The sequence below is a fragment of the Acinetobacter sp. AG1 genome (assembly GCF_001005525.1).
GTDB lineage: Bacteria > Pseudomonadota > Gammaproteobacteria > Pseudomonadales > Moraxellaceae > Acinetobacter > Acinetobacter modestus.
The window spans coordinates 72,720-93,948 of sequence record NZ_LBMZ01000117.1 but is presented as its reverse complement, the minus strand read 5'-3'; the positions used below and the strand labels follow the sequence as shown (position 1 = coordinate 93,948).

Annotated in this window: 19 protein-coding genes; 10 read left to right on the top strand and 9 right to left on the bottom strand. The window is 38.3% G+C overall.

Annotated features, from left to right (window positions below; genetic code table 11):
* Positions 1-280: 280 nt before the first annotated feature.
* Both AAV96_RS12605 and AAV96_RS12600 read left to right on the top strand, forming a co-directional pair.
* Positions 281-1,303, top strand: a complete 1,023-nt coding sequence (locus AAV96_RS12605) for a DUF6387 family protein (protein WP_046739549.1) — start codon at positions 281-283, stop codon at positions 1,301-1,303.
* Between the two features lie 74 nt (positions 1,304-1,377).
* Complete coding sequence (locus AAV96_RS12600; RefSeq protein ID WP_046739548.1) at positions 1,378-1,830, top strand: hypothetical protein; 453 nt, start codon at positions 1,378-1,380, stop codon at positions 1,828-1,830.
* Between the two features lie 80 nt (positions 1,831-1,910).
* On the opposite strand, the gene AAV96_RS12595 is transcribed toward AAV96_RS12600, so the two are convergent.
* From AAV96_RS12595 to AAV96_RS12585, 3 genes are all read right to left on the bottom strand, one after another.
* The gene (locus AAV96_RS12595; protein ID WP_046739547.1) at positions 1,911-3,437 is read right to left on the bottom strand and encodes a DHA2 family efflux MFS transporter permease subunit; all 1,527 of its coding nucleotides are present in this window, start codon (positions 3,435-3,437) and stop codon (positions 1,911-1,913) included.
* Positions 3,438-3,443: 6 nt separating this feature from the next.
* Positions 3,444-4,592, bottom strand: coding sequence for an HlyD family efflux transporter periplasmic adaptor subunit (locus AAV96_RS12590; RefSeq protein WP_046739546.1), 1,149 nt, complete (start codon positions 4,590-4,592; stop codon positions 3,444-3,446).
* A gap of 266 nt (positions 4,593-4,858) precedes the next feature.
* Complete coding sequence (locus AAV96_RS12585) at positions 4,859-5,356, bottom strand: thioesterase family protein (RefSeq protein WP_004663409.1); 498 nt, start codon at positions 5,354-5,356, stop codon at positions 4,859-4,861.
* 171 nt (positions 5,357-5,527) lie between these two features.
* Here AAV96_RS12585 and hemB point away from each other — a divergent pair, with 171 nt between their 5' ends.
* Both hemB and thiO read left to right on the top strand, forming a co-directional pair.
* The gene (gene hemB, locus AAV96_RS12580; protein ID WP_046739545.1) at positions 5,528-6,541 is read left to right on the top strand and encodes a porphobilinogen synthase; all 1,014 of its coding nucleotides are present in this window, start codon (positions 5,528-5,530) and stop codon (positions 6,539-6,541) included.
* Positions 6,542-6,620: 79 nt separating this feature from the next.
* Positions 6,621-7,742, top strand: coding sequence for a glycine oxidase ThiO (thiO, locus tag AAV96_RS12575; RefSeq protein WP_046739544.1), 1,122 nt, complete (start codon positions 6,621-6,623; stop codon positions 7,740-7,742).
* Here thiO and AAV96_RS12570 read toward each other — a convergent pair.
* Together AAV96_RS12570 and AAV96_RS12565 are read right to left on the bottom strand one after the other, a co-directional pair.
* Entirely contained in the window at positions 7,728-8,633 is a 906-nt protein-coding gene (locus AAV96_RS12570) for a TIGR01777 family oxidoreductase (protein ID WP_046739543.1), read from the bottom strand. The genes thiO and AAV96_RS12570 overlap by 15 nt on opposite strands.
* 71 nt (positions 8,634-8,704) lie before the next feature.
* Positions 8,705-9,154: an ABZJ_00895 family protein gene (locus AAV96_RS12565; protein ID WP_046739542.1), complete on the bottom strand. Its 450-nt coding sequence runs from the start codon at positions 9,152-9,154 to the stop codon at positions 8,705-8,707.
* Between the two features lie 674 nt (positions 9,155-9,828).
* On the opposite strand from AAV96_RS12565, the gene AAV96_RS12555 reads away from it, so the two are divergent.
* On the top strand, positions 9,829-10,206 hold the full coding sequence (locus AAV96_RS12555; protein ID WP_046739541.1) for a VOC family protein: 378 nt from the start codon (positions 9,829-9,831) through the stop codon (positions 10,204-10,206).
* A 50-nt stretch (positions 10,207-10,256) separates the two neighbouring features.
* Positions 10,257-10,916, top strand: a complete 660-nt coding sequence (locus AAV96_RS12550) for a hypothetical protein (protein WP_046739540.1) — start codon at positions 10,257-10,259, stop codon at positions 10,914-10,916.
* A 50-nt stretch (positions 10,917-10,966) separates the two neighbouring features.
* Here the strand turns inward: AAV96_RS12550 and AAV96_RS12545 are convergent, their stop codons facing one another.
* Positions 10,967-11,749: a crotonase/enoyl-CoA hydratase family protein gene (locus AAV96_RS12545; protein WP_004663418.1), complete on the bottom strand. Its 783-nt coding sequence runs from the start codon at positions 11,747-11,749 to the stop codon at positions 10,967-10,969.
* 164 nt (positions 11,750-11,913) lie between these two features.
* Between AAV96_RS12545 and AAV96_RS12540 the strand changes: the two genes are divergently transcribed.
* Entirely contained in the window at positions 11,914-13,164 is a 1,251-nt protein-coding gene (locus tag AAV96_RS12540; RefSeq protein WP_046739539.1) for an exonuclease SbcCD subunit D, read from the top strand.
* Positions 13,165-13,173: 9 nt separating this feature from the next.
* Complete coding sequence (locus tag AAV96_RS12535) at positions 13,174-16,770, top strand: AAA family ATPase (protein ID WP_046739538.1); 3,597 nt, start codon at positions 13,174-13,176, stop codon at positions 16,768-16,770.
* A 105-nt stretch (positions 16,771-16,875) separates the two neighbouring features.
* On the opposite strand, the gene AAV96_RS12530 is transcribed toward AAV96_RS12535, so the two are convergent.
* Together AAV96_RS12530 and AAV96_RS12525 are read right to left on the bottom strand one after the other, a co-directional pair.
* The gene (locus AAV96_RS12530) at positions 16,876-17,535 is read right to left on the bottom strand and encodes a flagellar biosynthesis protein (protein ID WP_046739537.1); all 660 of its coding nucleotides are present in this window, start codon (positions 17,533-17,535) and stop codon (positions 16,876-16,878) included.
* Between the two features lie 177 nt (positions 17,536-17,712).
* The gene (locus AAV96_RS12525; protein ID WP_046739536.1) at positions 17,713-18,390 is read right to left on the bottom strand and encodes a YggS family pyridoxal phosphate-dependent enzyme; all 678 of its coding nucleotides are present in this window, start codon (positions 18,388-18,390) and stop codon (positions 17,713-17,715) included.
* Positions 18,391-18,514: 124 nt separating this feature from the next.
* Between AAV96_RS12525 and AAV96_RS12520 the strand changes: the two genes are divergently transcribed.
* A complete protein-coding gene (locus AAV96_RS12520) occupies positions 18,515-19,552 on the top strand; it encodes a type IV pilus twitching motility protein PilT (RefSeq protein ID WP_034601609.1) in 1,038 nt (345 codons plus the stop codon).
* 24 nt (positions 19,553-19,576) lie between these two features.
* A complete protein-coding gene (locus tag AAV96_RS12515; protein ID WP_004663427.1) occupies positions 19,577-20,695 on the top strand; it encodes a PilT/PilU family type 4a pilus ATPase in 1,119 nt (372 codons plus the stop codon).
* A gap of 94 nt (positions 20,696-20,789) precedes the next feature.
* On the opposite strand, the gene fur is transcribed toward AAV96_RS12515, so the two are convergent.
* A complete protein-coding gene (fur, locus tag AAV96_RS12510; RefSeq protein WP_004663428.1) occupies positions 20,790-21,227 on the bottom strand; it encodes a ferric iron uptake transcriptional regulator in 438 nt (145 codons plus the stop codon).
* Positions 21,228-21,229 lie beyond the last annotated feature (2 nt).

Genomic DNA, 21,229 nt, shown 5'->3' with positions numbered 1-21,229 from the left:
GATGGTATACAAAATAAAAAAGGCTTGAACTGTAATGGTTTAAGCCTTTTTTATTGCAAACGAATAAGCATTTACTTCATTTGAATTAAGTTCTGTGAATAGCTCATTGTATTAACTAATTACTACGACAAAAGATGACGTATATTTTAAAATTCATATTCTGGTGTATAAATCTGTATAATTTATAATCATTTTATTAAGTCTAGGTTAGCTCCCGAAAGTCTGATACCCAATCAGATTGGCTTAACTATTTTATTGGGATGCTGCGGGAGGCATTAGAGTGAAAGTTATTAGAACAACAGAAAACTTACCAAAATCTTTTGATATTACTAAATATAAAGATATGGATAAATTAAATCCATTTGAATGGTTATGTTTATTAGGACATAGGGATCTTGTTTATAGTAATGCTTGTTATCTATCTGAAAAAGATAAGTATAGTGAAGATGAATTAAATTTCATGCTTGACTGCGACCCTAGAGAAGAAATTGAAAATATTTTAAAATCTCCACTCGATATTTTTGATTCACTTAATACCCTTAAATATATGAGGGATTGGAATATTGATGACTTGGATAGAAGCATTATTGAAACAATAGATGATATGACAGTTACCGATTTAACAGTTTGGGATTTTCATCATCTTGTAGGTATGAATCATTCAGCAAGTTATCATCTAAAAGTAGATGATAATGAGCATATCCCTTATCCAGTAGCAATTAATTTTATGGACTATTGTTCTGAGGCTGAAAAACAATTTAATGAATATAGTGGCAGGGATAACGATGGAGAATCTTGGCTAAAGACCTTACTAAGAGGACGTTATCCAGTTTGTATTAACCCATATAGTAATGATGAGCAATTAGTTGAAGATTTACTGTGTTATGTTGAAAGATTGAGAGAAAAATTAAATATTAATCCTCAAGATTTTTTAAAGGTTAGCCTTCAAGATTTACAACGGTGGGCAAGCTACCAATTACTTCCAATCATAGATTTACAAATATGGGCTAAGGTTCACAGTATTAGGATTACCAATACTGTAATTTGTGTCAGTGTATTTCCAACTGGTTTATATGGTGAAAGCAATTTATCAAAAAGTATTCAACCTATTATTAATGATTTATTGGATCAGGAAAATTTTTCAAAATTAAGAAAAGGGTTGAGTAGATTGGTTGCTAACGAAGTATGGAAAGATTCAAGTAAATATTTTCCTGAAAATAAATGGATTAAAACTGACTGGAATGAGTTCATGGAAAAATTTATAGCGCATTGGCTACCTATAAAACATCAGGAAAAACCCTAGCCATCGTATTCCTTTAACTCGAATAAAAACAAAAACATACTAAGCCCCATAAACCAATATATGAGGGCTTATAAATGCAACCCATTCAAATCACCTACAGCCAAATTTGTTCACTATTGATACGTTTACTTATACAGCAAGATTCAACTTTCCCCTGTCCTATCAAGCACGTTACTAACCATCAATTTTCAATATATTTCGATTATTCAGACCTATTTGAATGGCATGAAAAACGAAAACTCAAAATATTACACAACACCAATACGACTTTTTCTGACCAAGTATCAACAATTCATCAAAGTTATAATTATTTAGTAACTCAAAATGCGTATGAGGAATTGAATCTTTTGTACTTACAAGCAAAAACTCAGAAAGAAATTGGATCATTTCATGGTAAAGGCTTAAATGAGCATAAATATAAAATGAAATATTTAAATCAAAAAATATCAAGATATGAAGAAGATCTACAGCTAAAACTTTGGGAACATATCAATGAGCTAGATAGTAAAAAACCAAAGACGAAATAAACATTCATATCAGATTTAAATAAAAAAACTCGGATGAATAAATCCGAGTTTTTTAAAGAAAAATTGATTATCTATCAAAATTAATGTGGTGCAGGTCCACCCGTAATTGCTTTAGGTTTTGGACTCATCCAAATTAATGCACTCGCAAAAATAAATACAATTGCTAATAACATAAACACATGATTAGCTGAAATCGTAATCGCTTCTTTATCGACTAAATTTGCAATCGTGGCGAGTGTTGCATCAGGTGAAAAACCATTTTGCAACAAGGTATTTTGGACTTCTTGTGGGTGCAAATTATTCACCATTTCACTACGAGCTACTTTCGTGTGATCATCCCAAATTGTCACTGCAATTGAAGCACCAATTGCCCCTGCCATCGTTCTCAAGAAATTCATTAAACCTGCGGCAGAAGCCATTTCTTGAGGTAAAACAGAGCCCATTGCAATATTTGACAGTGGTATAAAGAAAAACGGCACTGCAAAACCTTGCAAGATTTGTGGCCATGCTAATGACATAAAGTCTGCATCTGTAACCCAAAAAGCTCGCATGACCGTAACCACACCTAGCAATGCTAATCCAAAACTAGCCAATGCTCTTGGGTCATATTTGGTTGATAACTTGGCAACAATTGGGGACATCGTCAAACTACCAAAACCCATAGTTGCAGTCAGATACCCTGCCCACGTGGCGGTATAACCCAAATTAATTTGTAGCCATTGAGGAATCAGGACAATACTGCCAAAGAACGAACCAAAACCAAAAGCGAGTGCAAGCACGGAAACTGCAAAACCACGGTGTCGGAACACATACAGGTTAACCACAGGATGCTTTTCTGTAAATTCCCAAATCATGAAAACAATAAAGCCAACAACTGCTGTCAATGCCAAAACAATAATACTGGTACTGTTAAACCAATCTCGTTCATGCCCAAGGTCAAGCATCAATTGTAAAGCACCAATCCAAAGCACTAACAAACCTAAACCAACTGCATCAATTCGTAATTTCTCAGTTTTAGTTTCTGCTACAGACAACAAGCGGATGGACGCTAATACACAGAAAATTCCAACAGGGATATTAATAAAGAAAATCCAATGCCAAGACAAATTATCACTAATCAGTCCGCCTAAAATTGGTCCTAAGATCGGTCCAATGACGGTTGTCATCGCCCAAAGTCCCATTGCCTGTGCATGTTTTTCTGGTGGGAAAATTCGCATTAACAAGGTTTGACTGAGTGGCATAAGTGGACCACCACAAAGTCCTTGACCAATACGGAAAAATACCAACATTTCTAATGAGGTTGCTAAACCACATAAAAATGAAAAGATAGTAAAGCCGATTAACCCGAAGACAAAAACTCTGACTGTCCCAAAACGTCCAGCTAACCAACCTGTGAGTGGAACACAGATCGCTTCAGCAACGGCGTAAGAGGTAATAACCCACGTCCCTTGTGAACTAGAAACAGCTAAGTTCCCTGTAATATGCGGGACTGAAACGTTGGCAATTGTGGTATCTAGCACCACCATAAAGTTAGAAAGTGCAATGACGAATGCGGCGAGCAGTAATCGCCCGCCGCTAAGTTCTGCAAAAGGATTCTGCGTTTTCATGGCTGATTACTTCGATGCGAGATCAATGTCCGCTTGCATCGACAACCCTACACGCAATGGATGTTCTGCAAGTTCTTTTGGATCAAGTGTAATACGTACAGGTAAACGCTGTACTACTTTAATCCAGTTTCCTGTCGCATTCTGTGCTGGAATCAAGGCAAATGCTGCACCTGTTCCACCAGAGAAGCCCTGAACTGTCCCGTGATAAACCACATCATCACCATACAGGTCTGAACGAAGCGTTACTTTCTGCCCTGCTTTCACTTTAGCAAGCTGACTTTCTTTATAATTTGCGTCGACATACAGCGCAGATACAGGCACCACTGACATCATCACAGTACCTGGTGCAACACGTTGTCCAATTTGAATATTCTTGCGTGTCACCACACCATCAACAGGCGCACGAATAACGGTACGCTCTAAATCAAGCGTTGCTTGCTCAACATGGGCCTTTGCAACCAAAACATCAGGTGTTGATGCTTCATTTGCCCCTTGAATCAATGCTTCATTTGCAGCAAGTGTACTTTCTGCGGCTTTACGGCTTGAGGTAGCTTGGGCTAAACCCGCTTGAGCTAAATCTAAGCTTGCTTGTGCCGTCGATACTGTACTTTGCGCTTTGCTCAATTCCTCTTTAGAAATCGCTCCTGAAGCAGCAAGTTCATTACGACGCTTTAATTCTAAGTTAGCTTTATCAAAATCTGCTTGCGCTTTACTTACTTGTGCTTGTGCACTATTAATTTCATCATTGCGAACCACAACTTGAGAATTCAATGAGCTACTATTCGCTTGGCTTTGCTTGTATTGACGTTGCGCTTTTGCCAATTCGGCTTGTGCTTGTGCCAACTGGATTTTGGCATCACGCTCATCTACACGAACGAGAACATCACCCTTTTTAACTTGTTGGGTATCTTTCACCAAAACTTCAGCGACTTGTCCACTCACCATTGAGGTGATTTGTGCCGTTTCCGCACCAACATAAGCATTATCGGTACTGACAGCATGATTAAAGAACAACGCCCAAATAGCATACAAAATTGCTGCAAGGATAAGAATAAGTGCGAAAAATCCTAAAAACTTTTTACGTTTTGCTTTCATTGCATCATCTGATGCCGAATCAGCAGCAATATCTTGTTGATTAGCTTGGGCGTCAGTCATATGTTATTCCTGAAAATTAAAGGGATTTTTAACTTTTGGTTTAATCAGCAGATCAGTCTAGTTTTTTTAACTTAACCAATTGTTAAAACCTAAGATCAAAATACAAACAAAAATTTAAATCGCATTTTAACGATAAAAAATCATATGACGAGAATAAAAAAAATAACTGATGCGTTCAATTCTTATATTTTGATAATTATTTTTACTTCACTTTCATTTAAACAATAAAAAAGCGTCAAAAGACGCTTTCATATCGAACACTATACTTAAAAGGCGTAAGAAGCGATTGCAGTTGCAATTGGCTTAGCTTCATCATTGAGCATGGTCATACGCATGGTACAGCCTTTGCGGCCTAAGCGTAATGTTTCCGCACGTGCAGTAAAAAACTGACCACGACCCGGAGCAAGATAATCAACACGCATATCTACAGTTGCTAAACGCGATACTTTCTTAATCGTGTCGGGTAAATCTTCAGGGGTTGCACGGCGATAAAGTTGTTCCATGGCAACCACGCCACCAATACTATCCAGCAATGTCGCAGCAACACCACCATGCAAAATTTGGAAGGCTACATTACCGACCAACTCAGGCTGCATCTCGATATAACCTTCAATTTGATCATCAACAACGCGCATGCTCATGCCACAATGCTTAAAAAATGGTGAAGAATTAAATGCTTTACAAAGCTGCTTTAATACCACGTCATGATCGGCTTTAGCACCTAACTGAATATTGCCTGTCCAGTTTTTCTTTACATCATTCATACGCTGTCTAAATCCAAAGGAACGATAAACATCCCATTATTTTGTACAAATCTAAAATTATGGGGCTACAATAGCGAGGATATTTAATTGAACTTAGCCGCTAAGCTCTCCCTAGCATGACTTAAATATTTCAATTATTCCTATAGTGTAATACTGAACATCGAGATTGTTATGACTTATACGTTCAATCGTCCCGCTTTTCCCGCGACTCGCATGCGCCGTATCCGTAAAAATGACCAACTTCGTGCCATGGTCAGTGAAACACAACTCACAGCTAATCATTTGATTTATCCAGTATTTGTATTACCGGGACAACAACAAACTCAAGATATTCCAAGCATGCCAAATGTGCAGCGTCTATCTGCTGATTTATTACTCAAAAAAGCAGAAACTTTGCTCGAACTCGGTGTTTCAAAGCTTGCTTTATTTCCAGTAACGCCACAAGAAGACAAAAGTTTAACGGCAGAAGCTGCATGGCATGAAGATGGTTTGGTTCAAGCCACTTGCCGCTTACTGAAAAAAGAATTACCAGAAATGGTATTGATTACCGATGGTGCACTTGATCCTTATACCACTCATGGTCAAGACGGTATTATTGATGAAACTGGCTATGTTTTAAATGACGAAACGGTAGAATGCCTAGTCAAACAAGCCTTAAGCCATGCGCAAGCAGGTGCTGATGTTGTTGCTCCAAGTGACATGATGGATGGACGCATTGGTGCGATTCGCCAAGCACTTGAACAAAATGGTTTTATCTATACCAATATCATGGCGTATTCAGCAAAATATGCTTCAAGCTTCTATGGTCCTTTCCGTGATGCAGTGGGTTCAGCAAGTAACTTAAAAGGTGCAAATAAATATAATTATCAAATGGATGTCGGCAATCGTGCCGAGGCATTGCATGAAATTGCACTTGATATTCAGGAAGGTGCTGATATGGTGATTGTAAAACCGGGTATGCCTTATCTGGATGTCGTTCGTGAAGTGAAAGATACTTTTGGTGTACCCACTTTTGTCTACCAAGTCAGCGGTGAATACGCCATGCTTGCAGCGGCGATTCAAAATGGTTGGTTATCTGAAAGCGTGATTTTAGAGTCATTGATGTGCTGTCGTCGTGCGGGTGCAGATGGTATTTGGACGTATTTTGCCGAAGATGCTGCACGTAAACTCAAAGAGATGAGATAGCAATCTCCCTTACTGAGCTAAAACACTCCTCACCTCTTTAATATCAAAGAGGTGAATTTTTAAATTGGTTTAATTTTTTATGCATATTGCCATTATTGGTGCGGGTATAAGCGGCTTGATGTCAGCATTAGAACTTGCTGAACAAGGCTGCTCTGTCGATATTTTTGATCAACAACAAGCAGGTCAAGCTGCCTCATGGGCAGGTGGTGGAATTCTCTCCCCGATGTATCCGTGGCGTTATGCACCAGAAGTTAATCATCTTGCTCAATACGGTAAATCGCTGTATCAAATGTGGAATGAAAAACTTCTGCCTATCACGGGGATTGATTTTCAAATCCACAATACAGGCATGCTGATTTTCGATCAGGAAGACTTTGATGTAGGGCTGAATTATGCCAATCAATATCAAGAATCCATGCAACAGTGCGATTTGTTAGATCGCAAACGACTCGAACAAATTAATCCGCATATTTCAGAAAAATTTCAACAAGCCATCCATTTTCCGCAACTGTCGAATGTACGTAATCCTCGTTTATTACAATCTCTCATCAGCTATCTTAAACAGCATCCTTTCGTTCGTTTTTTTGAGCACTGCTCGATTGATCAACTAATTGTTAAAAATAAAATGGTACACGGAATACAAACTTCAAACGGTGAAATTTTTCATGCTGATCATGTTGTTCTGACCTCGGGTGCATGGAGTCAATTTTGGGAAGAACACATACATCGACAAATTCCTGTGCATCCCATACAGGGGCAAATGCTGCTGTTCAAAACACCTGAAAACTGGTTGCCTACTATGTGTATGAACCGTGTGATGTATCTCATTCCACGTCAAGATGGTCATATTGTCTGTGGTTCCAGTATGGCTGACTGTGGTTTTAGTACGGCTGTGGATGAGCAAACACAGCAAGATATTTTAAGCGCATGTTTAGATATGGTCCCTGAGTTAAAACAATTCCCCATCGTAAGCCGTTGGGCAGGTTTACGTCCTAGTTCACCTCAGGGAATTCCTTATATTGGTGAAATGCCTGATATAGCCAACTTATGGGCGAATTTTGGGCATTTCCGTAATGGTCTATGTATGGGTGCTGGTTCAGCGCAATTGTTACGCCAACTCATTTTAAAACAAGTGCCTATTGTTGACCCAAGTGCCTATTCACCAAGTCGTTTGAAGAAAAAAAATTTAGTGATCCAATAAAATTTCGGTTAAGGCTTGCTCTAAATTGGGATACTGAAATTTAAAACCATGAGTGAATAATGCCTGAGGCGTTACATATTGACCATTTAAAATTAATTGTGATTGTTCGCCTAAGGCTAATTCAAACACGCACTTAGGCATCGTCATAAAAGGTTTACGTTTCAAAACTCGTGCAGCAATATTAGCAAAAGCTTGTTGATTCACTTGCTCTGGTGCTACTAGATTATAAACTTTTTGATGACTGTCTAATTGAAGTAAAAAAATAATTGCTCTTAAAACATCTTGAATATGAATCCAAACAACAGGCTGTTTGCCTGACCCAATCTTAGCAATCATATTCAATCGAATCGGCAATAACATTTGCGGCAAGATTCCACCATCACCGAAAACAACCCCTAAACGGATAATCTTAGTATTTTGTTGAGTAAATTTAAGTGCTGTTTGTTCCCAAGCCTGACAAAGCTCAGACATAAAAATTGCTTGCGACGGTGTATTTTCATCACAGATTGCCGTCCACTTTTCTTGAGGATCAATCCCGTAATAACCAATTGCCGAACCAGAAATAATACATTGGGGGAAGATGCTTTTTTGCTGTAACCAATGATAAAGTTTCTCCGTCATGGCCACTCGGCTTTGTATCAGTTGTTTCTTTCTTTGATCAGTCCAACGTTTTTGACCTATATTTTCACCAGCCAGATTAATCACATAATCAATTTCAATGACTTTAATTTCATCTAAATCATTCACCCATGTTAAATGTGGATCATAAGAAGCTTTATTTTTTTGTCGTGTCAGTGCAATCACTTGAAAATTATTTTTCAATAGAAAAGGTAAAAGATGAGAACCAATAAACCCACTTGCACCTGTCACCAATACCATCATTCTTTTCATGGACTGATCTATCAAAAATGAATCGTATTAAAAGTTTTAGCAGAATACAGGTGAATTACAAGTGAACTTTATTACCCGTTAAACATCTTATTTGCCATTCGTTGTGCTTGTGCGCCATAAAACCAATACGTAATTAAAAATAACGGTGCTGCGATCATCAACCAAATTGCAACAACAATAATTAAAAACATAGGTTGCTTGAAATATAAAATAAAATTTTGCCAAATTTCTGGATCTTTACGTGCAAAAATAAACAATCCTAAAAGTAAGCCACATGCATTGTAACCCCAAAAAATTAGGCTAAATCCAAGGCTTAATCGTTTCTTTTCCGAGAGGGTTGGTGCGCGATGTTGTTTTTTTAGAAATTTGAATAAAACAAAAATCATTGCAATTAAATAAGGGATAGCTGTAAGCACTCCTCCAATGCTATTAGGTAAAATTGCAGCGATGACTCCAGCGATTAGGCTAGAAATCAAGCACACAATAAAAAACCAAAGGTAATACAAACGCAATGAAATCATGTAAATAAACCAAATCTAATCTACTTCAAAAATAATTATAAATTTTTTTCACTTTTTTTTCATTTTTATGTCAACCAATCCACACCAAGCAGCGTTATATAGGGTACAAGGTCGCAGCAACCGAATGTTCATTGCACGGCATCCGCAATATTTTTCGGTGACCTTTCATTATGACTCTCCATCTTTAACAATGGCTTTGTTAGCAGCCAAAGCCGTTGAAAAAGATTTTGACCGACGATTTATCATCACTCGAATCGTCGGTTTTTATTTGCCTATCATTTTAGTTTGACCGCATCTAAGCAAAATTTTTCGTCATGAATTCACTTTCTTGAAATAAAGAAACTGTCAAAGATTACCAAGTCCACATTTTCTAAAATTTAATTAAAAATGCACATAATTTTTTGAGTAAATTCCTTCAAATCATAGAACCATTTTTTTAAGCTTAAGTTATTCCGAGATCATATACAAAATACGATTTTGCTATTGGCTCAAGGTCTGACTACTTTAAATGTGCATGATCACATGCAATATTCTACTTTTATATAAATTAAGTAGTTGATCTTGATTTAATCAAAGAATTTTTAACTAAAGCAGCTCGCTTACATAAATCTTTATGAATCATCGGCTCGATCTATTTAGAATAATTTATAAACAAAAAAGATAAGGATACCGCGATGAATACGATTACTTATTTTGAAATTCAGTCATCAAATCCGCAACGTGATGCCCATTTTTACCAATCTTTATTCGGCTGGCACTTTGAGAAAGTAGAAGGTTTAGCTATTGAATACTATCGTATCGAAACTGAAGGTATCCACGGCGGTTTACTACAACGCCCTGTTGCAACACCACCGACTGGATGCGGAACAAATGCGTTTACTTGTACTATTGAAGTTAAAAACTTTGATGAAACTGCTAGTAAAATTTTAAGTTTGGGAGGCAAAGTCGCTATGGAAAAATTTGCTATCCCAAACCGTTGTTGGCAAGGTTACTTTCTTGATTTAGATAATAATGTCTTCGGTATATGTGAAATTGATGAGAATGCAAAATGACAATGCTATACTAAAATTTCATAAAATTAAGCAAGTTAAGCACTATAAAAATGAAATGTCCAAACTGTCAGGTTGACGTTGTAAATGAAAATATCAATATCCAAACGGATATGGGGAAATGCCAAGTTTGCAATCATATTTTTCGTGTTTCTGAAAATTTTGATACGCCATCATATGCGTTTGATATCAATCAACCCCCAAGCGGTACTTGGTATAAAAATAATATGCAAGAAATTAAACTAGGCGCAACGCTGAGAAGCCCGATTGCTTTCTTTCTAGTGCCTTTTATGTTGATTTGGTCTGGTGGTTCCCTAGGCGGAATCTATGGAACTCAAATCGCAAAACAGCAATTTAGCCTCTTACAAAGTCTATTTGGTATCCCATTTCTGATTGGAACCATTATTTTTGGTTCGCTTACACTAATGATGCTATTTGGTAAAATTGAGCTCACCATTAATCAACAAGGCGGACGTATATTTACGGGAATTGGCAGAATAGGAAAATCAAAATATTTTAATTGGAATGACGTTAGTCGAATTAGAGAAAACCGTTCAACTAACTCATCCAATAAACAACAAGCCCAAATTGTCATTGAGGCAAATCAGCCTATCACATTTGGTCTTGGACTCGCTCCAGAAAGACACCACTACTTATTTCATGCATTGAAAAGAATACAATCACAATATAAGCCTGAAAGAAGGAAAATCTAAACGACTCCGTCGATAAGCAAAATAAACTTCAGATGAACTCAAACCAAAGCTTACTCACCTTTAAACTGTGGTGGACGTCTCTCAAGCATCGCACGTACGCCTTCTTGAGCATCTTGCGATGCAAACAATGGCTTGAGGTAACTGTCCATATTCTGAAATGCAAAAACCTCTCCCTGAGTGACTGCATCAGTTGCTGAAGCCAACAATGCTTGCAATGCAAGTGGCGCAGCAATACAAATTTCTTGGGCAATCTCGATAGCCCGATTAAGTTGGTTGCCCTTAGCAACAATTTCAGAAAGCAAATTCAGCTCATTGGCTTTTTGGGTATCAAAAGTTTTTCCTGTCAATAAATACGGCATGGCTTTTTGCCAACCTGCAGCCTGCACAAAACGCACTGTTGCTCCACCAAAAGGCATTATTCCGCGTAATACTTCAAGCTGACCAAAAATCGTGTCTTCGCTAGCGACAACAACATCTGCATTCAACATCAACTCTACCCCAGCGGTGTAACAAATCCCTTGCACCGCAACAACGACAGGCTTAGTTCTATGCCGCCCTCCAACACCCCAAGGATTAATTTGTCCTTCTTCAAAACTAAAAATCCCTTGAGGGATTTTGGGCTGTAATTCAACAAGATCTAAGCCCGCAGTGAAATGATCACCATGTGCAAAAATCACAGCACAACGTAGTTTAGGATTATTTTCATATTCAGTTAAAGCTAAAGATAAATCTTCAATCATATGACTATCAAAAGCATTGCGTTTTGCCACTCGGTCTAAACCAATTAACATAATATGATCCATGATTTCACGGCTTACTTTTCCTAAACTCATTCTTTTATTTCCTGTTTTTTAGTAATAATGTTGGTAACAAACTAGTTGATCATTTCATAATGATCAAGACATATCTTGTCTATGTTATTCAACGCTGCAAGGCTCTACTTTTTGGCTGAATCCGTGCTACCTTATTCGGGTTTATTTTATGTTTAGATTCATTTATGACCGTGCGTTTTTTTCATACGTCTGACTGGCATTTGGGGCAGTTTTTTTATAATCATTCCCGCCACTACGAACATGAAAAATTTCTGGCATGGTTACTTGGGCAAATCAAAGCAAAACAACCGCATGCCTTATTGATTGCAGGCGATATTTTTGATGTGATTAATCCCAGCTCACAGGCACAAAAACAACTATATCAATTCCTTGCGGATGCCCATGAAGTTGCCCCACAGATGCAAACCTTAATGATTGCTGGCAATCATGACTCGGGTTATCGGATTGAACAAGTTGAACCCTTATTAGAAAAATACAATGCCAAAACCGTTGGTGTAATTCGCTGGAATAAAGATAAAAGCCTCGATTTAGAACGTTTAATTTTGCCGATTTATGATGAGCAAAAACAGATTGTGGCGTGGTGTATTGCCCTACCATTTCTACGTTCAGCTGAAATCACAGGCTTTAATGAACAGACCACCAATAGCCAAAATGCAATTGCTTATCTACACCAACAATTAATTGAAGAAGCCAAACGCCGTAAAAGCGATGATCAAGCCTTAATTCTAATGTCACATGCGCATATGCAAGGTGGAGAAACCTCCGATTCAGAGCGGCCGATTATCATTGGCAATGAAGAGGCATTATCTACAGCGCTGTTCGATGACAGCATTGATTATGTGGCGCTGGGTCATTTACATAAACCACAAAAGGTACAGCATCCACATATTCGTTATAGCGGTTCACCAATTCCTTTGTCATTTAGTGAAATCAACTATAAACATCAAGTGGTTGAAGTCAGCATTGATCCTAAAAAAAATGAAGACGCGTTTAGCTTTGAAGCGTTGCCAATACCCCGAAGTATTCAACTGCATAAAATTAAAGATGAACTCAGTGTGGTCATGCAACGTCTGCGCAATCTACCTAATGAACCGATCGAAAATCTGGAGCACCGTGAATATGTCGATATCGAATATCACACTACGACGCCACCACAGCCTAATCTACGACAACAATTTGAAGATGCCTTGCCCAAAGATCGTTATCGACTGGTGCGGATTTCCAGACAATATCTCTCCAATGAAAGTACTGCCGAGAGCAAGCAAACTATTAGTTTAGAACCACCGACACCCGAAAAACTATTTCAGCAAATTTGGGAGAAAAAAGGCTATCACGCCGATGATGAAGTCACTCAAGACTTTATGAGTTTGGTCGCAGAAGCACAAAAGCAACTTGAAGATGATCAGACTGTTTAAGGACCTGCCATGAAAATTTTATCAATTCGACTAAAAAATTTGGCATCTCTGGCAGATGAGCATTTTATTGATTTTGAAACTGAGCCTTTGGCCAGTGCGGGACTGATCGCCATTGTCGGAAAAACCGGCGCAGGTAAATCTACGATTTTAGATGCCATGTGTCTGGCCTTATTTAATAAAATTCCACGCCTCAAAGAAAGTGACGGTAAGCTGTTAGATGTCGATGGTTCTGAACTGCTGACCAACTCCCCTTTAACGGTTCTACGTCGCGGCACAGGCCATGGTTTTGCCGAACTGTGTTTTGTGGCGCAAGACCAGAAACATTACCTCGCACGTTGGGAAATTAAACGTGCCCGTGAAAATGCCAGTGGCAAACTACAAAGTGTACAACGTTCACTCAAATGTCTGACCGATGGCGTGGTGATTGCAGATAAAACCAAAGCGGTTGAAGCGCATATTCAACAAATTACCCAACTCAGTTTTGAGCAATTTACTCGTGCGGTACTGTTGGCGCAGTCCGAAGTGACCGCATTTTTAAAGGCACGCGATAATGAACGTGGTGAATTACTCGAATATCTGACCAACTCCAGTATTTTTGCCAAAATTGGACAACTGGCTTTTGAAAAGACCCGTGAAATTAGCAACCAGCGCAAGCAACTCGAAAATGTGCTCGGTCATATTGAAATTCGTTCAGATGAAGAAATTGCCGAATTACAGGCTCAATTCCAGCAGGTACAGCAACAGGTTCAACAGTTGGAAGCCAACAAAGTTCAGCTCAATCAACAGCAACAATGGTTTGAACAGCGACAGAAACTTCAAACTGAAATCACACTGAAACAACAACAGCATGACATTCAAATTCAAGCACATCAGGCTTTAGCAGCAGATCGCAGTCGACTCAGCCAACTCGAAACCTTCTCAGGCATTCGTCCTGTTGTGTTCCAACAGCAACAACTAGAAAAAGCACTGCAACAGCTTGAACCGCAGATTCAACATAAGCAGCAGCACTTTACGACGTTAAGCACTCACTTTGAGCAAGAAAAAACAGCTTATACCCAAGCTGAAACAGCCTTACAGCAATTTCAAAGCTTTGAACAAAACCATCAGCATGAACTCACTCAAGTGCGTAAATATGTACAGGAACGTGAATATATTGCCGATGAATATAAGAAAACCAAAGTCCGCTTAAACCAAAACGAAGCGCAACAACAACCATTGCTCGAGCAACAACAGCAGTTTGAACAAAGTCGCCACAGCCTATCCATACAACAACAAAGCTGCTCGGAGCAATTGCTACAGAGCACACAATTCTCCGCTTTAGATAAAGGCTTGAATGCACATCTGCAGCAACTCAAGCAATTTATTCAGCAATACCAAAAAGTCGAACAGAATTTAGGTTCGATTCAACACGCACAGTCCAAGCTTGAACAAGATCAGATCGTGTTAAATGGGCTCATTCAAAAATTTGGCACACCACAACAGATTGAAAACCAAATTGAGCAGAAACAAAAACTCAGAGAGCAACAACAGGCTCGACTGAATCAACTGGATATTATTCAACAAAAATTGCAGCATTATTTTGAACTTAAAAAAGAATGTGATGAACTAAGTCATCAGCTCAGTAGCACACAGCTACAACACCAGCAGATTGAACAACAACTACAAACCAGCCAAGGTGAATTCCAGTCTGCCAAAACTGAACGGGAAAAATTGCAGCAAATATTGCAACAACAACGTTTACTACATGCTGAAAATATTGAACATCTGCGTGCTGAACTCAAACACGGCGAAGCCTGTCTGGTCTGTGGCAGCACCGAACACCCCTACCGTGACGATGCCAGTCAGCTCTCCAAAGCCTTGTATGAACTTCAACAACAGCAAGAGCAACAGGCCATTCAACAAGAGCAACAATGCTTTCAACTTTGGCAAAACACACAGCAGCAATTTACCCAGATTCGTACCGAACTGACTCAATTGCAATCTGCCATGCAACAAGCGGATGGTAAATTCAAACTGCAACATCAGGAGTTAGTCAAACATGCAGCACAGTTCGACGTCCCCTTAGATTTAACTCAGTCGCATGTGGAAATGGCTAAAGCTCAACAGCAATGCATCAATGAGACAACCCAGTTCAAACAGCAGATTGAAATTGAGTTACAGCAACTGCTTCAGGCCAATAAAGACCACTATTACCTGACTCAAACGATTCAAAATATCCGCTATCAACTGGAAAGCGTACAGCAGTCACAGCAACAGATTCAGCATGTTGTAGATTGCCTGAGCAGCGATGAACAAAACTCATGGCAACAGCAAACGCTGAGCTACAGCCAACAGATAGCACAACGTTTACAGCAACGTGTTCAACAGCTTGAACAAGCTGAAACACTCAGCAAACAACAGCAGCAGCTTGAACAGCAACTGAATCTATTAAAGTCCAATTTAACCAGCTTGATCACTCAACATGCGGAGTTTAGTCAGCAACTCAAAGATGTCGAGATTAAAGGCAAACAAAATACAGAGTCAGCGCATCAACTGATTGTAGCGATGACAGGTTTAACCGAACTTAAAGCCAATGAATGGTTAAACCAACACGATCAACAGCGTCAGCAACTCCAAAATCAATATCAGCAGATCAAGCAGCGTTTTGAACAGGCTCGTCAAAGTTTTGAACAGCAGAAAAATGAACTGGAACAGCTCAAAGCCCAACAGCAGCAACAACAATCTACCCTCATCCAATCCAAGACTGAAATTCGAGCATGGTTAGACCAGCATGCTGAATTTGAAGAGCATCAATTAGCTGATTTACTTGCTATTCGTGCTGAGCAAGAACAGCAAATACGAACATCGCTACAACATGCAGAACGTTTGCTCAATGAGGCCGCCTCTGCATTGAAAACGCTGCAACAGCAATTACAGATGCATCAGCAACAACAGCCATCCATCGAATATCCCCAGTTGCTTGAGCATATGCATCTCAATCGTGAGAAGCTACAACAGCAAGGCGAACAACATGATCAGTTCAAGCTGAAACTGGAACTACATCAACAAAACCTTGCCAAGCAAAAGCAATTTGCAGATCAAATCCAGCAGATTCAGCAGCAGGAACATCGCTGGAATAAAATTTCCAGTTTAATTGGCGATTCTAAAGGTAAGGATTTCCGTGATTTAGCCCAGCAATATAATCTGGATATTCTGCTTGAATATGCCAATCAACAATTAGCAATGCTATCGCAGCGTTATACCTTAAAGCGTTTAGAGAACTCCCTCAGCCTTGCTATTATTGACCATGATATGGATGGAGAAACTCGTTCAGTGGCTTCACTGTCTGGTGGTGAGTCTTTCCTGACTGCCCTTGCGATTTCCTTGGCCATAGCCAATATGGCCTCTGGTTCCATGAAAATCGAATCACTGTTTATTGATGAAGGCTTTGGGACGCTGGATGCCTCTTCTTTACATATGGTGATGAATGCCTTAGATCAGCTGCAAAGTCAGGGTCGTAAAGTGGTGTTAATTTCACATATTCAGGAAATGCATGAGCGTATTCCTGTACAAATTCAAGTACAACCGATTGGGTCAGGTTCGAGTCGGATTGAAGTGGTTGGATGATCGAAAAGCCTCAATTTTAACTGAGGCTTTTAGTTTTAAGATTATTATAAAAGTTATTTTAATTAAAAACTTTAATAAAAAAATTCAAGCAGCACAAACACTAAATTAATTTGAGTTCAACTCTTTTAATTTACTTACTAGTTTAGCTTCATAATCATCTAAAGCAAGATTAGTATTTTTTATCCACATTGCACCAGTAACAGCTTGAACTGATTTGGTAATTTTTGTTTCAACTATAGTTTCTTTCGTAGGTTTTTTTTCATTTAAAATTGTTGTTTCAATTTCAGTATTTAATTTTGCAGCCCAAAAACCAAGCTCAACCCAAGACCAAAACTTATTAATTTTCACTGAAATAATCAAGTCCGCTTTCTGATTATTTTCCTCAGATGCTGGTAAAACTTTATATCCTGCTTGATTTAAAGCACTAACTACACGCTTCTGTACAGTTGAAGCAACTGTACCTTCGCGTAGCATAATATCTCCAAGTGCTTGACCATAAGCATTTCTTTTTCTTGCAATCGCTCTAGCTTTATCTTCAGAAGTTGCTTTATCTAAACCACCCTTTAACGAAGGAATATTTGGAGTTTTGGGTTTATTTTCAAAAATTCGATCATCTTCAACAAGTTTAATAATTGCTATTTTGTTCAAATTTTCTGGCTGACTAATTAATTTTGGACCATTTAAGGTAACCATCCCACGTGTAGTAACACAGCCTGAAAAAACGACCATTAACATTAATAATGAGGTCATTAAAATTTTATTCATGATATATAGCTCTATAAATTTAAATATTTGGCTTCATAAATTAAAAAAGAAATTAGACAATCTAAATTCATTTTTAATAATTATTTAAAAAGGTTATATTAAACAAAATACCTCCAATTTAAAAACGAAATATTTTACATCTTTAATCATTACATACAATTTAATTTTAATAATAAATTAACTTCTTTTCCCAAACAATGCTGTTCCTACTCTGACCATAGTTGAACCTGCTGCAATCGCAGCTTCAAGATCGGCAGACATGCCCATACTTAATGTATCCCAGTCTTGCGGCTGTGCATGCTGAGACTTAACTTCATCAAATAAGGCTTTGGCATCGATAAACGCAGCATAATTTTCAGGTGCCGGAATCACCATCAATCCACGTAAACGGATATTTGGAAGCTGACTGATTTGATGAACCAATTCTAAAACCTCATTTGGTTGGCAGCCATCTTTAGAATTTTGCCCATCAATATTTACCTGAATACAGATATTTAACGGTTTTTGATTTTCCAAACGTTGATTGGATAACCGTTCTGCAATAATGAAGCGATCGACTCCATGCACCCAATCAAATGTTTCTGCTAAATGCTTGGTTTTATTACGTTGTACATGACCAATAAAATGCCATTCAATATCTAAATCTTGTAACTCATCAATTTTATTCAAGGCTTCTTGCAAATAATTTTCACCAAAACAACGCTGACCAACAGCATACATTTCTCGTAAGGTTTGGCTCAGATGAGTCTTTGAAACAGCCAACAATTGCACAGTTGAAGGATCACGTTTCACCAGCTGGCAGGCTTGCTCTATTTGATTTAAAACAGATTGACGGAATTGCTCAGATTTATTCATTGACACAGTTCTCACTTACAAAATCTTTTTTTCTCTCACATTCTATAATATGTTGGTAACACAGAGTGAAAGCCGTATATTATTCTATAAAAGAATGAGGCATTTTGATTGTTTCGGGGAAATCATGGATATTACAGAATTACTAGCATTTGCAGTTAAAAACGGTGCTTCAGACTTACATCTTTCATCAGGTATGCCACCAATGATTCGTGTAGATGGTGAAGTCCGTCGTATTAATTTACCAGCACTAGAACATAAAGATGTACACCGCTTAGTGTATGACATCATGAATGATAAACAACGTCGTGATTATGAAGAAGATCTAGAAACTGACTTTTCATTTGAAGTGCCTAATATTGCACGTTTCCGTGTGAACGCATTCAACCAAAACCGTGGCGCTGGCGCAGTATTCCGTACCATTCCATCTAAAGTTTTAACCATGGAAGACCTTGGTTTAGGTTCAATTTTTAAAGAAATTTGTGATTATCCACGTGGTATCGTTTTGGTTACAGGACCTACGGGTTCTGGTAAATCAACGACGCTCGCTGCGATGATTGATTATATTAATGAAAACCGTTATGACCATATTTTAACAGTTGAAGATCCTATTGAATTTGTACACCAATCTAAAAAATGTTTGATTAACCAACGTGAAGTGCATCGTGATACTCATGGCTTTAACCAAGCACTTCGTTCTGCACTTCGTGAAGACCCTGACATTATTCTTGTCGGTGAGATGCGTGATTTAGAAACCATTCGACTTGCTTTAACTGCGGCTGAAACAGGTCACTTGGTTTTTGGTACACTGCATACCACCTCTGCAGCTAAAACGATTGACCGTGTCATCGACGTATTCCCTGCCGAAGAAAAAGATATGGTTCGTGCCATGCTTTCTGAATCACTACAAGCCGTTATTTCACAAACATTATTGAAGAAAAATGGTGGTGGTCGTGTTGCAGCGCATGAAATCATGATTGGAATTCCAGCCATTCGTAACCTTGTACGTGAAAATAAAGTGGCTCAGATGTATTCTGCCATCCAAACGGGTGCAAACTACGGTATGACTACACTTGACCAAAGTCTTAAGACCTTGGTTTCAAAAGGTGTTATTAGTCCTCAAGTTGCCCGTACTGCAGCAAAACAACCTGAGTCATTCCTATAATAATAAACGGATTAGAGAAATATCATGGACTTTAATGATTTACTCAATTTAATGATTCAACAAAGTGCATCTGATTTATTTGTCACTGCAGATGTTGAACCCTCAATGAAAATCAACGGTCAAATTGTGCCTGTTTCAAAGTCTAAACTCTCAGGTGAAGTCGTTGGTCAGTTACTTCATTCAATTATGTCAGATAAGCAGCGTAAAGAATTCGCTGAAACAAGAGAGTGTAATTTTGCGATCGTCAATCGTGAGAAAACAGCTCGTTTCCGTGTAAGCGCCTTTCAACAACGTGATATGCCTGGAATGGTTTTACGTCGTATTGAAACTGTTATTCCAACCATGGATGAACTCAAGCTCCCTAGCGTGCTGAAAGAACTCGCCATGACCAAACGCGGTATTATTATCTTTGTAGGCGCAACAGGTACAGGTAAATCAACCTCATTAGCTTCAATGATTGGTTACCGTAACCAAAATTCAAAGGGTCATATTATTACCATTGAAGACCCAATTGAATTTGTACATCAACATGCGGGTTGTATTGTCACTCAACGTGAAGTCGGGATTGATACAGATTCATTTGAAGTCGCATTAAAAAATACGCTTCGCCAAGCACCTGATGTGATCTTAATTGGTGAGATTCGTTCTCGTGAAACCATGGACTATGCAATTGCTTTTGCTGAAACAGGTCACTTAGTGCTCGCAACACTACACGCAAACAATGCAAACCAAGCACTTGATCGTATTATCCACTTCTTTGAAGCAGATCGCCATCCTCAATTGCATATGGATTTATCACTTAATCTCAAGGCGATGGTTGCTCAACAGTTGATCCCAACGCCAGATGGTAATTCACGTCGCGCAGCAATTGAGATTCTGATTAATACACCACTTTTAGCAGACTACATACGCAAAGGTGAAGTACATGAAATCAAAGATCTCATGAAGCGTTCTCGTGAGTTAGGTATGCAGACTTTTGACCAAGCATTATTTGATTTATACAAAGCAGGTGAAATTACGTATAAAGATGCACTGAAGCATGCTGACTCGCCAAATGACTTACGTCTCACAATTAAACTTTCAGAAGAAGGTACAGATCAGTTATTGAGTGCGAGCCGAAATATTACCTTTGATGGTCAATAATTCAAATTAAGCCATTAAAAAAGGAAGGTTTTTTATGACCTTCCTTTTTATTTGTTTAATTTTAGTAAAGTACTTAGCTTTAACTAAATAAAACTCATTTTTTACGATAAGCATCTTGGCATTCAGAATCACTACAATAACCGTATAAGTTTAATGAATGACCAGTTAAGGCAAAATTATGCTGATCTGCAACAGCATGTTGCTCTTTCTCAATAATATCATTCGTAAATTCAACAACTTTGTTGCAGTTTAAGCAAACAAGATGATCATGATGATCTTCTTGCATGATTTCAAAAACTGAATGATTATTTTCAAAATGATGACGTTGGATAATGCCAGCCGCTTCAAATTGTGTTAACACTCGGTAAACAGTTGCTAAACCAACATCTTCACCTTGTTCAAGCAAAGTTTTATAAATATCTTCAGCACTTAAATGATGTTGTTTTGAATTTTCTAACAATTCCAAAATCTTAATACGAGGAAGGGTGACTTTAAGTCCAGCTTTGCGTAAGTCTTGATTGGAAATAGGCATTT